Origin of the sequence: Calditerrivibrio sp., from assembly GCF_049968475.1 — a bacterium.
Classification (GTDB): domain Bacteria; phylum Chrysiogenota; class Deferribacteres; order Deferribacterales; family Calditerrivibrionaceae; genus Calditerrivibrio; species Calditerrivibrio nitroreducens_A.
Genome location: NZ_JBMFQS010000001.1, coordinates 379,496 through 392,195 on the forward strand (window position 1 = coordinate 379,496; position 12,700 = coordinate 392,195).

The 12,700-nt window shown below is 34.7% G+C and carries 11 protein-coding genes; 3 read left to right on the forward strand and 8 right to left on the reverse strand.

The annotated features are described in order from the left end of the window. Positions 1–49 precede the first annotated feature (49 nt). Together ACP5Q2_RS01920 and ACP5Q2_RS01925 are read left to right on the forward strand one after the other, a co-directional pair. Entirely contained in the window at positions 50–1,024 is a 975-nt protein-coding gene (locus ACP5Q2_RS01920) for a TAXI family TRAP transporter solute-binding subunit (RefSeq protein ID WP_428096638.1), read from the forward strand. Positions 1,025–1,111: 87 nt separating this feature from the next. Then, positions 1,112–3,169 carry a TRAP transporter permease gene (locus ACP5Q2_RS01925; RefSeq protein ID WP_428096641.1) on the forward strand — a complete coding sequence of 686 codons (2,058 nt, stop codon included), beginning with the start codon at positions 1,112–1,114 and terminating at the stop codon, positions 3,167–3,169. Positions 3,170–3,205: 36 nt separating this feature from the next. Here ACP5Q2_RS01925 and ACP5Q2_RS01930 read toward each other — a convergent pair whose 3' ends face one another. The 8 genes from ACP5Q2_RS01930 to ACP5Q2_RS01965 all read right to left on the reverse strand — a co-directional run bounded on the left by ACP5Q2_RS01930 (position 3,206) and on the right by ACP5Q2_RS01965 (position 11,959). After that, on the reverse strand, positions 3,206–4,096 hold the full coding sequence (locus tag ACP5Q2_RS01930) for a patatin-like phospholipase family protein (protein WP_428096644.1): 891 nt from the start codon (positions 4,094–4,096) through the stop codon (positions 3,206–3,208). An 8-nt stretch (positions 4,097–4,104) separates the two neighbouring features. Next, a complete protein-coding gene (locus ACP5Q2_RS01935; protein ID WP_424606015.1) occupies positions 4,105–5,214 on the reverse strand; it encodes an ABC transporter permease in 1,110 nt (369 codons plus the stop codon). After that, positions 5,208–6,326: an ABC transporter permease gene (locus tag ACP5Q2_RS01940; protein ID WP_428096648.1), complete on the reverse strand. Its 1,119-nt coding sequence runs from the start codon at positions 6,324–6,326 to the stop codon at positions 5,208–5,210. The genes ACP5Q2_RS01935 and ACP5Q2_RS01940 overlap by 7 nt, the downstream gene beginning before the upstream one ends. Beyond that, positions 6,313–8,106 carry an ATP-binding cassette domain-containing protein gene (locus tag ACP5Q2_RS01945; RefSeq protein ID WP_428096651.1) on the reverse strand — a complete coding sequence of 598 codons (1,794 nt, stop codon included), beginning with the start codon at positions 8,104–8,106 and terminating at the stop codon, positions 6,313–6,315. The genes ACP5Q2_RS01940 and ACP5Q2_RS01945 overlap by 14 nt, the downstream gene beginning before the upstream one ends. Next, positions 8,103–9,260 (reverse strand): HlyD family secretion protein, encoded by a 1,158-nt coding sequence (locus ACP5Q2_RS01950; RefSeq protein ID WP_428096654.1) that lies wholly within the window; start codon positions 9,258–9,260, stop codon positions 8,103–8,105. Before ACP5Q2_RS01950 ends, ACP5Q2_RS01945 begins: the two co-directional genes overlap by 4 nt. A 31-nt stretch (positions 9,261–9,291) precedes the next feature. Then, positions 9,292–10,155 carry a CHAD domain-containing protein gene (locus ACP5Q2_RS01955; RefSeq protein ID WP_424606019.1) on the reverse strand — a complete coding sequence of 288 codons (864 nt, stop codon included), beginning with the start codon at positions 10,153–10,155 and terminating at the stop codon, positions 9,292–9,294. Beyond that, positions 10,101–10,562 carry a SixA phosphatase family protein gene (locus ACP5Q2_RS01960; protein WP_428096657.1) on the reverse strand — a complete coding sequence of 154 codons (462 nt, stop codon included), beginning with the start codon at positions 10,560–10,562 and terminating at the stop codon, positions 10,101–10,103. The genes ACP5Q2_RS01955 and ACP5Q2_RS01960 overlap by 55 nt, the downstream gene beginning before the upstream one ends. 62 nt (positions 10,563–10,624) lie before the next feature. Further along, positions 10,625–11,959, reverse strand: a complete 1,335-nt coding sequence (locus tag ACP5Q2_RS01965) for an MATE family efflux transporter (RefSeq protein WP_428096959.1) — start codon at positions 11,957–11,959, stop codon at positions 10,625–10,627. 149 nt (positions 11,960–12,108) lie between these two features. Between ACP5Q2_RS01965 and ACP5Q2_RS01970 the strand changes: the two genes are divergently transcribed. Next, complete coding sequence (locus tag ACP5Q2_RS01970) at positions 12,109–12,696, forward strand: DJ-1/PfpI family protein (RefSeq protein ID WP_424606021.1); 588 nt, start codon at positions 12,109–12,111, stop codon at positions 12,694–12,696. Positions 12,697–12,700: the final 4 nt, after the last annotated feature.

Here is a 12,700-nt window from a genome sequence, read left to right on the forward strand (position 1 = left end):
GACTTTTTTCATTTACTTTATTAAAATCAAAAAAAAGGAGGTAATAGCTATGAAGAAAATTTTAGTTATGATGATGGCTTTCAGTTTTCTTTTTTCAGGATCCATTTTTGCTGCCAAGCAAACATTTGTAACAATAGGTACAGGTGGTGTAACAGGTGTTTATTACCCTGTGGGTGGTGCTATCGCAAGACTGGTGAATGCTAAAAAAGCACACTATAATATCAAGGCAACTGTGGAATCGACAGGTGGTTCGGTTTATAATATTAACTCTGTTCTTTCTGGAGATTTGGAATTTGGTATTGCTCAGGCTGATCTTACATATCAGGCTTACCATGGACAGGGGGCATGGAAGGATAAAGGCTCCCAAAAGAAGCTTGCGGTTGTTTTTGGACTTCATAATGAGTTTGTAACGCTTGTAGCTTCTGTAAATAGCGGTATCAATGGTATTCCGGATTTAAAAGGTAAAAGGGTCAATTTAGGTGGGGTAGGATCAGGTCAGCTTGAAAACTCCAGAGACCTTCTTAAGGTTTTTGGTTTGAAAGAATCAGATTTAAAAGCTGAATATATAAAGCCTGTGGAATCTGCTGGTCTCATACAGGATGAAAGACTTGATGCATTTTTCTATACCGTTGGTCATCCCAATGGTAGTGTGAGTGAAGCAACTTCTGGAAGAATAAAAGTTAAAATAGTTCCTATAATAGGTACACCAGTAGAAAAGCTTATAAAGGAATTGCCATACTATTCAAAAGGGTATATCCCTGTGTCACTCTATCCGAATGCTGCAAATGCAAAGGATGGAAAAGTACCATCAATAGGTATTCAAGCTCTTCTTGTGACAAGTACAGACGTGCCTGCTGATGTGGTTTATGCCATTACTAAAGAAGTTGTGGAAAATATCCAGGAATTCAAAAAACTCCATCCAGCTCTTAGTGGTCTTGATCTTGAAGATATGGTGAACGTAAATGTAGCTCCATTTCATCCAGGTGCTTTAAAATATTTCAAAGAGAAAGGATTAATAAAATAAGATGAAATAAAATAAAATAAAATGTTTGGGGGGCTAATCCCCCCTTTTTTACTTTAATTATAATGAAATCTTTTTGGAGAGGATATAATGTCAGCTACTTCTAATATTGACCTTGAAGAATTGGTTAAAGAGGATACAGGAAGTTTAAGAGAGCCAAGAAAATTTGAGAAAATCATTATAAGTCTTGTTGCTATTGGTTGGGTTGTATTTCAATTTGGGTTATTAACTTTTATCGTCCTTGATAGTGCCCGTATTAGAGCCATCCATCTAACTTTTGCAATTATTCTTGCATTTTTGTGTATGCCGTTTCTAAAAAGGAAAAAAATAAAGGGGTTTTTTAGTTTCTTATCAGTAAGGGATCGTATACCCCTTTTGGACTATATATTTGCTACATTAGGTTTCTATTCAGTAATGTATACGGTGTTTAATTTCAAAGAGCTTACGGAAAGGGCAGGCTTACCTTCAGATAAGGACATTCTTTTTGGAATATTTGCAATTTTGTTTATTTTGGAGGCCACCAGGAGAGTCATCGGAATTGCTATGCCTGTGATAGTGATTCTTTTCAGTCTATATGTTTTGTATGGTTCCAAGATGCCTGATTTTCTTGCTCTTAAAAATGTTTCTATGACGAAATTTATGAATCAGATCTATCTATCCACAGAGGGGATATTTGGTATACCTCTGGGGGTTTCGGCTGGTGTTGTGTTTTATTTTGTTTTACTGGGGGCAATACTTGAAAAAGCTGGTGCCGGTAAGTTTTTTATAGACCTTGCTCTTTCTGTTTTTGGGAAGTATAAAGGGGGTCCAGCAAAGGCTGCTATAGTCTCCAGTGGCCTCACAGGGCTTGTATCCGGATCCAGTATAGCCAATGTTGTTACTACTGGTACGTTTACAATACCTCTTATGAAAAAAGTGGGGTATCCTGCCAAGAAGGCAGCGGCTACTGAAGTGGCTGCAAGTATAGATGGTCAGATAATGCCACCTGTAATGGGAGCTGCGGCTTTTATAATAGGTGAATATGTGGGAGTTCCTTATATTGAAGTAATCAAAGCTGCTGCTATTCCTGCTTTTACATCATATTTTGCTCTATTTTTTGTGAGTCATCTTGAAGCATCAAAGCTTGGTATAAAAGGGTTAGCACCGGAAGAAACACCTAAGTTTATGGAAACATTAAAAAAAGGTTTTATATATCTTTTACCTATTTTTATACTATTATATGAACTTGTAATATTGAGACATTCTCCTGAAATGTCTGCATTCAGGGCCATCATATTTTTAGTTTTAATAATGCTCTTGAAACATTTAGTAAATGCCCATAAAAACAGAGAAAGCTATTTTCTTGCCATTAAGAGGTTTTCTATAGATCTAATAGATGGATTTGTAAATGGATCAAAAAATATGATATCTGTGGCTCTGGCGTGTGCTTCAGCAGGTATAATTGTGGGTATCGTTACTCTTGGGGTTGGGGGCATGTTGACTCAGATTGTGGAGTCAGTATCCCAGGGTAATATCTATATTCTGGTTTTTGTGACTGCTTTTGCAAGCTTAATTTTAGGGATGGGTTTACCCACCACTGCTACGTATATCGTTATGGCTTCCCTTATTGCGCCGGTTATTGTAGAACTTGGTGGTAACTATGGTTTTATGGTGCCACTAATGGCTGCCCATATGTTTTGTTTCTATTTTGGAATGCTGGCGGACGATACCCCTCCGGTTGGTCTAGCTTCTTATGCTGCTGCTGCACTTGCTGGATCAAACCCTATCGAAACAGGTTTGCAGGGTTTTATATATCATTTGAGAACCTTTATAATCCCTTTTATGTTCATTTTCAATCCCGATCTGATATTACACGGGATAAACTCCTGGAGTTTTGCTCTCTTTATATTCGCTATGTCTGTGATTGGTGGTTTTGCTTTTGCAAGTCTACTTCAGGGATGGCTTATTACAAAAAATAAGTGGTATGAAATGCCTCTTTTACTTGCGGCTTCCCTTATATGCTTTAATCCAAAAATAGCCACAACTTTGCTTAATTTAAGTCCAGATTATAGATATTATTTTTATGCTCTGGGGGTAGCCCTATTTGTATTGGTGATATTAATTCAAAAATTTAGAATTAGAAGCTCTATAAATCTTGTTGCAGCTTAAATTTAAGGGGTGGTTTAATCCACCCTTTAATAATTTTTAGCTTAAATACTCTTTTATGATTTTTATTCCTTCCAGGTATCCAATGTTGATAATCTCTTTTGCTTTTGTGAAGTCGGTTAGTTTAAAGTTGCTCAAATCAGGGGATACCTCTATGACATTACCTTTTGCCTCTTTTAATTTATTAATATAAGCATTTTCCTGAAGTATGGCAATGGCTTGTACAATTGTTTCCAGCATGCTTGGATACTTTATGGAATCATCTAATACGAAATTTTTGAAATATCCATTTATGAAGCTCTGAAATTTTTCCATGAGAGAATTGGTATCTTTATATTTTTTAAAACTATTATCCAGATAATATTTTTGGACTAATTGCTCTTTTATCACAGATGGGCCTACATTTATGGCAAACTTAATATCACATTCTTCAGGTAAAATATTTACGGGAACAGGGTTTTTTATCCCTCCATCCACTAAAAACATCTTTTCATAGTAAACAGGGACAAAAACAGCAGGGAATGATATGCTTGCTCTTATTGCCTTCACAAGATCACCTTTATCAAAGACTATCTCAAGACCTGTCAAAAGATCAGTTGCCACACATTTGAACTTTACGTCAAGCTCTTCAATATTTCTTTGTTTAATAGTGGAGGCTATTAGTTCTTCAAGTTTTTCACCTCCAATCAAGCCTGCCGAAGATACCTTTATATCAACAAATCTTTTAAAAACGGATAGATCAAGCTGTAAATAGAATTCTTCGATTTTGTCAATAGGATATCCTGATGCATAAACTCCCCCAATCAATGCCCCCATACTGCTACCGGTGATGGCGTATGGTTTAATCTTACTGTCTTCAAAAGCCTTTAAAAGTCCTATATGGGCAAGCCCTCTTGCGGCGCCACTTCCGAGTGCAATTCCTATTTTCATTTATCCCCCTATATTCGTTTCTTTAAAAAGTAGGCTCCTGATGCAAATATCGGTATCCCCAGAGCAAGTATCATAAGCATATATTTGTAAACAAAGTCGAACCCAAGCCCTTTTAGTATAACAGAGAATGAACCTTCAAGGTAATATTTGAGCGGAGAAAGGTAGGTCAGTTTTTGAAAGATGTATGGCATACTTTCGAATGGTGTCCAGGAGCCTGATAGATAAAGTATCGGCATAAGGACTATAATTGTTATCTGGGATACCTGAAGCATATTGTTTGATAGAGATGCAATAAACATCGACAAACCGGAAGATGTGAATACGTAAAGAATAGTGAGGATTATAAAATTGAAAAAGTTACTATTAAGTGGTATCTTCAGTAAAAGATTTAATATTAATATTGATGATAAAACTACACCTGTAATGATTACTATATTCATGGCAATAATTTTTGAAATCATAAATTCTGTTATGCTAATGGGGGATATCATTATCATTTCCAGGTTTCCATTTGTTTTTTCTCTTATAATAGCAGAAGCCGGTAATATTAAGATAAGAAGGGTAATTACAGAAAAAAGCTCTGTGATCGACATGAAAATATTTGAATCTGTGTTCTGATTGTATAGTACCCTCTGTTTTAATTCTATTATGGGTAGATTTTTACCCAACTCTTTTTTTCTATACTCCAATGCAAACTTAGTAACAATTTCAGATGCATAGCCTGCAAAAAGGTACCCCACTGATGTTTCACTACCGTTTACATAAAGGGCGATTTGATTACCTTTACCATTTTTTAGATTTTCGTCAAAATCTTTTGGAATTACAATTACAGCCACTGCTTTATCTTCCGATAGAATCTTTTCGATCATCTTTTCATCGATTAAGTACCCCTGAAAGTTAAATGTGGGGGGTTGAAATCTTGAAATCAACTCTTTGGAGTTCAACGATAAAGATTCATCCAGAACATAGAATCTAGCATTTTTTAAAGTAAGGTCGATGCCATTTGCCGCTATGTAAAGATCCCCGGTAAATAGATACAAAACGAAGATAAGCAAACTTTTATCTCTGAAAAATTGCAATAACTCTTTTATTATTAGTGAAGTCAATCTTACTAACATTGGTACTTCCTAAACCTAGCTATTGAGATAGATATAAAAAACAGATAGAAAAATATAAGTATTATAATATTTTTTATAAAGATGTTGAGGTTAAAACCTTTTAAAAAGCTCATCTTGATTATGTTAAAATAGTAATAATTTGGGAAAAGGTGGGCTACAATAAAGGCCTCGTTGGTCATGGAGCTTATGGGGGTGAGATAGCCGGAATAAAGGATCGATGGAATAATACATATAATTGATGTAGCTACCACTGCAGAAACCTGTGTTTTTACAAATGTGGAGATCAGTATTCCAAGGGAGGTGGAAACAAGTATATAGATAAACGATGATATTGTAAACAGTATAAAACTACCTTTGAAGGGTGTTTTAAATAACACAATAATCATTGCAAAAAGTATAAAATAGTTTAAAAATGATATCATCACTGCAACTGACTGTTTTGCCAATAAAAACTCTTTTTTAGAAATTGATGATGTCCATATGTTGTAGATAGATCCCAATTCCTTTTCTTTTACTATCAGAAGGGAAGCGAATATCGCAGGAGATATAAAAAGTACCACCAGTAAAACACCAGAGGCGGTGACATTCTTCTGTCTCATCTCTTCGTTAAACCAGTATCTGATTCTTAAATCTATAAATAGTTCTTTTATATTTTTGTTTTCAAATTTTTCTATATTAAACTTGTTGATTATTATATTTGAATAGGTTTTGGAGATGGAGGCTCTGTATGGGAAAACACCATCTTCAATGATCTGGATGGAGGAACCTCTGCCATTTTTTAAATCTTTTTCGAATCCGTTTGGAATTACGAGTAGCATTCTAATTCTATTTCGATCTATTAGTTCTATACCTTCCGATTGTTTTTTTACATACCCTTTAAACGTGTAATATCTGTAGTTGTTTATGAATTTATACGATATCTCCCTGCTGGTGAAGGTATTATCTTCATCGAGTATTGAAAATGGTATCTTTTCCACATCCAACGCCATACCATAACCGAAAACAAGCAATATCACCACAGGAAGAAGAAATACCATTATTCTTGAAATCTTATCCCTTTTGAGCTCTTTAATCTCTTTTATGAAAATCGTTTTCATTTTATGAGTATTCATCTTCTGTTACACTCACGAAGACATCTTCTACGGTTACATCTGTTTTATATATTCTGTCATAATTTTTTAAAGCTTCTGCTCGATCCTTTGTAAATAATTTTACCTTATTACCAAGTAAATCCACCTTTAGCCCTTTCTGTTTTAGTTCAGAGTATAGAAGATAAGGATTTTCGGTTTCAATGAGGTAAGGGGTTCCGGCCTTCTCTTCAAGGGATCTTTTTAATTCATCCGGTGTTCCAATCAGTGAAATTTTCCCTTCAAACATAAGACATAATCTATCGCAATAGTTTGCTTCATCCATGTAATGGGTGGAAACTATTATGGTAATGTTATGGTTGTTTGAAAGATATCTGATGATTTGCCAGAATGTATCCCTCTCGGCAATATTAACACCTGCCGTTGGTTCATCAAGAAAAATGATCTCCGGGTTATGCATTATGGATGTCATAAGGGCTAGCCTCTGTCTTATTCCAAGGGGTAGATTCTCTACAATCTCATCTTTATACATTTTTAGATTACCTAAATCGATTAATTCTTCCACCCTTGCCTTCAATCGGGAAAGCGATACCCCCCTCGTGGAACCATAAAATAGAAGATTTTCTCTTACGGTAAGATCTGAGTAAAGGGAAAACTTTTGGGACATATACCCGATACTATTTTTTAACTCACTTTCCGGGACATCTATCTTTATATAACCAGAAGTGGGGGTATAAAGGTTTAGGATAAGCTTTATTAATGTTGTTTTACCTGCTCCGTTTGGCCCCAGAAGTCCCATAATTTCACCTTTTTTTATTTCCAGACTAACATCTTTTACGGCAAAGAAATTACCGAAATTTTTGGAGATATTTTTAATATCTATAATGTTGGAATCCCTTAATTTTTGGGGTGATATTATAAAATCTAATTTTCTTGTGCCTATTACGGAGAGTATTCTGTCGTCAAGGGTGGGTTTCACCTGATGCCAATCTTTTGTCACCATTTCGTTATTTTTTGGACTTAGCCGTATATTGTCTCTATTAAGTTTTATAAAATGGTATTCTTCAGAATTTAATCTATTGTAAATCTCAAGGAAATCTGGCGATGAGATCTCGTATACGTTTATGTCATCTTTAAAATTTTTATCATCAAGGATTATCTGTCCATCATTAAGGATAATAATCTTATCCCCCCTTTCCGCTTCGTCGATATAAGATGTAGATATAACAGCCGTTATCCCTTCCTCTTCGATGAATTGATGTATCAAAAGGTATAATTCCTTTCTGGAGACCGGATCAACACCTGTTGTGGGTTCATCTAGGATCATCAGCTCCGGAGAATGGATTAAAGAGCAGCAGATACCCAATTTCTGCTTCATCCCGCCAGAAAGTTTTGAAACCTCCCTTTCCTTAAAACGGTAAAGGTTTGTTATCTTTAGAAGTGTTTCTTTCCTTTTTGCTGCTTTGTTTTTATCAAGATCATGAAGACTTGCAAAAAAATCGATATTTTCCTCTATGGAAAGATTCTGATATAAATTAAGTCCAAGTCCCTGTGGCATAAAAGCTATTTTATCTTTGAAATCTTCCATTTCAGATATTTTCATTATCTTTTTATCATTTATGTATAATTCCCCCTCATCAAAGGTGAGTACCCCTGCTATTATCTTCAAAAGGGTGGACTTTCCTGCACCGTCTGGTCCAACAATGCATGTTAATTTATTTTTTGGTATTGTAAGGGTTACATTCTTAAGAGCAGTTAGCTTCTTGTAATTTTTTTTTAAGTTGTAAATAGAGACCGCATTCATTCTGTCTTGATTATAAAGTCTGCGGGCATACCAGGTTTTAGGATATTTTTTTTGTCTTCAATCTTTGCTTTTATGAGAAATACCTGTTTAACCCTCTCCTGAGGTGTCTGTACATCCTTTGGGGTAAACTCAGAACGACTATTTATAAATGTAATCTTCCCTTTAAAACTTTTATTGGGATATGAGTCGATCTTCAGATCCCCTTCCATATTGAGCTTTATCTTTCCTAATAGTGGTTCAGGGACAAAACCTCTAAAGTATATTTCCTGTGGGTTGTACCCCACCGCCAAAGATTGCCCTGCGGCGATGATCTCCCCTTTCTGAAAGAACTTTTTGGTTATTATCATATTATTTGGAGCTTTAATTATAGTATCCTCCAGATGGCTGGTCAGCTCATTTGTTAGTTCTATAGTTTTTAGTTTATTCAAGGAGGCGATCTCTATTTCTTTTTTTATAATTCCTATATCCTTTTCCGCTGCTTTTATCTCTTTTTCTATTGCCTCAATCTCCTTTTTTCTTGCTTTGGATATTGCAAGACTATTCTGGGCTGATAAAAAATTCTTCTCTGATATCTTGAGGGATTCCTCCGTTAGGGATAGATCTTCTTGAGATATCTTATAAGCGGCTTCTATTTCATCAAATTTCTGTTTTGGGATGGCATTTTCATTGTATAATACTTTAAAACGTTCATAATCGTTTTTAATCTTTTCAAAATTTGCCCTCGCTTTTTGAATATTTATCCTATCCATCTTCAATTTGTGATCGGCGTTTTTGACATTGTTTTCAGCCATAAGAATTTCATTGTTTATACTATCGATGAGAAACTGTTTTTTTATCTTTAATTGTTCGATTCTGTTTAATGCGGATTGATATTGGAGATATTTGGCATCCATAGCGGTTGAAGCGGTTTTTTCCTCTATCTTTGATCTATTAACCTGAGCTTTAATATCGTTTGCCTTTATCCTTGCCAGAATCGTATCTTTTAATACAAAATCCCCTTCAGAGAAGTTTATCTCCTCAATCATTCCGGGATACTTAAAGGAAAAATTTATCTCATCAGCTTCAATTCTGCCGCTTATAACTATTTTTCCATCATCTTTTGTGCAGGATATGTTTAAAATAATTATAAAAAGCAACGTCAAGATTTTTTTCATATAATGGTTATAATATTTCTGTGATTATATGTCAATTAGTAAAAGAACTAATGTGGTTTTTAATTAACTTTATTAGTTTTTTAGAATTTTCAATAATTTTTCTGCGTAAATCTATTTTTTTATATAAAAAAGTGGCATCTAAGTATCCTATAGCATATAAGTAGCTCTTATTCATTACTATCTTTTCTTCTGTTATTAAATTTAAGATCGATATTCCTATTCTCAGATCGTTGTATGTTCCTAATAGTTCTTGCATATTTTTAATTGAATCGATAAGTTTGTCATCATTTTTTGTCATTTCCATGATATATCTTATCTTTTTAAAATTTACTCTTATCATATGGATTGTATCATCGGTGGGGTCTTCGGAGAGAGCTTTTTTTATTCTTTTTAAAAATTTTTTAATGTAAGAGGTTGAATCTATCTGAATCTGTAAATTGAATATGTATTCTCTAAAATTTTTCACATTTTCTGTAAGATTGGCATTCAAAAGTATCTGCAACAGTTCCTCATGTTCTTTATGAATCTTTCTATCGATTATGGTAAGTAGATTTGATTTACCTTTTTCACCAAATTCTGTGTCGAATTTATGGTTTAATATATGTTCTTTAAGGACCTCCAGGTCTCTGAGCTTGTTTGATGAGGATCTGATATTTTTAAATATATCAACTGATTGCTGGATACCAACGGGTGGTTCTTGAACTTTCGCCAGGATATTAAATACTACAAGAAATCTCCTCAAAGCCACCCTAAAATCGTGTAGAGCATCCTGTTTGTCATAATTTATAACATTTTCAACCAGATTAAGAATCGTATCCAGCTGTTTTCCGAGGTATTCTTTCATTTTAACATATCTGGCTGTATGAGGCCATACAGCACTTTGTCTTTTATACAAACTATGGCACCTTTTTTGAGTTTCAAACTCAGAGCAGTTTCTGCAATGTAGAAGGAGATGAAGTTTGATAAATCCGGTTCGTGGCCCACGATAGCTATAGAATTGACATTATTATCTGCCATTTCATCCAGGACAAGCTTGTATTGCATAATATCTGAACCTGGATTGATTCTATTGTCAATTTTGTAGTCTATATCATACAACTTAGCGATTATTTTTGCTGTGGCTATGCTTCTTTCTGCTTCGGAAGCGATTAAAAGATCCGGTTTTTTCAGATTTTTTGATATTTTTTTAAAGAAAGATTTGAATTTTTTTATACCATCCTTTGTCAAAGGTCTTTTTAGATCATCATCCTGCCATTCTTCCCTTTCCATTGCGATGGCATGTCTTATAAAGTAAACTTTCATATGAACCTCCTACTATAATTATAACCTAAAAGATGAGTGAAGATTTAATATTAACATTTTTTTTACATATTTTTGAAATTATACTCTTTTAGTAGCTTATACCCCAAAAGAATTGCCGCCATTATAATACCCACAATAAGTGAAAGCCAGAAGCCGAATGCCCCCATATTAAAATGGTATATGAATATAAGGGATAAGGGTAGTGCCATAACCCAATATGAAAAAAATACCACCCACATGGGGTATTTAGTGTTGTGATACCCTTTGAGGCTATTGTTGGCTGCCACCTGAAACGCATCGATAATGTGAAACGAGATAGCCAGGATCATAAGCGGTCTTGTTAACTGAATGAGATGTTGGTCTTTTGTGTATAGACTTATTATTGTATCCAAAAATAGGTACATCAGTAGCGATAAAAAAAATGAAATTACAATTACTATAAAAAGTCCCGTTTTCCATGCGATGGTGGATAACATTAGTTTGTTTTCACCGTATCTATGGCTTATTCTAACGGATATCGCAACTCCAAGACTTAAAGGTATCATAAAAATTGTTGATATGAAATTTAAAGCTATCTGATGTGAAGCCACCACTAAAGATCCAAGTGGAGCCAGGATTATACTTCCAAAGCTAAATATGAATGCTTCCAGAAATGTTGAAATCCCGAGCGGTAGACCAAGTTTTACAATTTTTATTACTTCTGAAGTTGAAAAATTACCATTTTCGATAAGGTTACCTTTTTTAATGATAAAATAAATAATAAAGACCATAATGTAAGTAGAAATCGATGTGGCCAAACCACAGCCAGATCCTCCCATTTCTGGTATCCCAAGTTTTCCATAGATAAATATGTAATTTAATGGTATATTTAACAGCATCCCGATGAAACTGCTTATCATTATTGCGGATGTTTTACCCGTTGATTCAAATACAGATCTAAAAACCTGGAAAACCAGAAAGCCCGGGATGGCAAATGACACATACATAAGATATCTTCTGGTTATATTAAACGTCTGGTTATCCACCAAAAAATTTTTTAATATTATCGTTATTAAATGTAAGATTATAAAAAGGATTACACCTGTGATGATGGCAGTTATTAATGCGGTTTTATAGATGGTTCCATTGCTTTTTCCACCATCCTTACCTATTTCTACAGACATAAGGGGTGTGGTACTGCTTAATACAGCCATAAAAAAAAGTGTCAGTGGTAGCCATATTGCCGATCCCACAGATACACCGGCAAGATCATTACTTGAGTATCTACCAGCCATCACGTTATCTGTAAAACCCATCAGTAGATGGGACACAGAGGCTATGATTATGGGGAAAGCTATGTAAAAAATCCTTTTGGCTTCGATCTTGTGATATTCTAATTTTTTTGTAAAATTTATGATCTCTTACCTCCAACCTTTTTATAAACTATCATTTTACCCCTTGCAAGATTTATATCTAAATCTCATTAAATTTTAGTGAGATTTTAATTGACATCTGATACTATCGGGATAATATTATATATATTACATTCTTTAAAAAGGGGGTTTTTATGGCGGCTAAAAAGATTTTGATGATTGTTGGGGATTATGTGGAAGATTACGAATGTATGGTACCTTATCAGATCCTTTTGACAGTTGGTCACTCTGTGGATGTTGTTTGTCCAGGTAAAAAGCCTGGTGATGTTGTAAAAACAGCTGTTCACGATTTTGAAGGGGATCAAACATATTCCGAAAAGAGGGGACATAATTTTGCCATAACTTTTAATTTTGATGATGTTAAAGTAGACAATTATAATGGACTTGTAATCCCTGGTGGTAGAGCACCGGAATATCTAAGGCTTAATAGCAGGGTGATAGAGATAGTAAAAGAATTTGCGAATAAGAAGAAGCCTATTGCATCCATATGTCATGGTCAACAGATTCTGGTGGCGGCGGATGTTTTAAATGGTATAACCTGTACGGCGTATCCTGCTGTTATGCCTGATGTTGTAAAAGCAGGAGCTAAATGGGAGGAAGTCAATAGCACATTCACCAATGCAGTGGTTAGCGGTAATTTTGTGACTGCTCCGGCCTGGCCAGCCCATCCGGAATGGATGAGGAAGTTTTTAGAACTTTTGGGTACAAAGATAGAGCTTTAAAAAA

Excerpts from the sequence above, each read along its gene's own strand:
- ACP5Q2_RS01960 (WP_428096657.1), bottom strand. The coding sequence starts at position 10,562 with ATGAAAGTTTACTTTATAAGACATGCCATCGCAATGGAAAGGGAAGAA.
- ACP5Q2_RS01925 (WP_428096641.1), top strand. The coding sequence starts at position 1,112 with ATGTCAGCTACTTCTAATATTGACCTTGAAGAATTGGTTAAAGAGGAT.
- ACP5Q2_RS01970 (WP_424606021.1), top strand. The coding sequence starts at position 12,109 with ATGGCGGCTAAAAAGATTTTGATGATTGTTGGGGATTATGTGGAAGAT.
- ACP5Q2_RS01935 (WP_424606015.1), bottom strand. The coding sequence starts at position 5,214 with ATGTTAGTAAGATTGACTTCACTAATAATAAAAGAGTTATTGCAATTT.
- ACP5Q2_RS01930 (WP_428096644.1), bottom strand. The coding sequence starts at position 4,096 with ATGAAAATAGGAATTGCACTCGGAAGTGGCGCCGCAAGAGGGCTTGCC.
- ACP5Q2_RS01945 (WP_428096651.1), bottom strand. The coding sequence starts at position 8,106 with ATGAATGCGGTCTCTATTTACAACTTAAAAAAAAATTACAAGAAGCTA.
- ACP5Q2_RS01940 (WP_428096648.1), bottom strand. The coding sequence starts at position 6,326 with ATGAATACTCATAAAATGAAAACGATTTTCATAAAAGAGATTAAAGAG.
- ACP5Q2_RS01920 (WP_428096638.1), top strand. The coding sequence starts at position 50 with ATGAAGAAAATTTTAGTTATGATGATGGCTTTCAGTTTTCTTTTTTCA.
- ACP5Q2_RS01950 (WP_428096654.1), bottom strand. The coding sequence starts at position 9,260 with ATGAAAAAAATCTTGACGTTGCTTTTTATAATTATTTTAAACATATCC.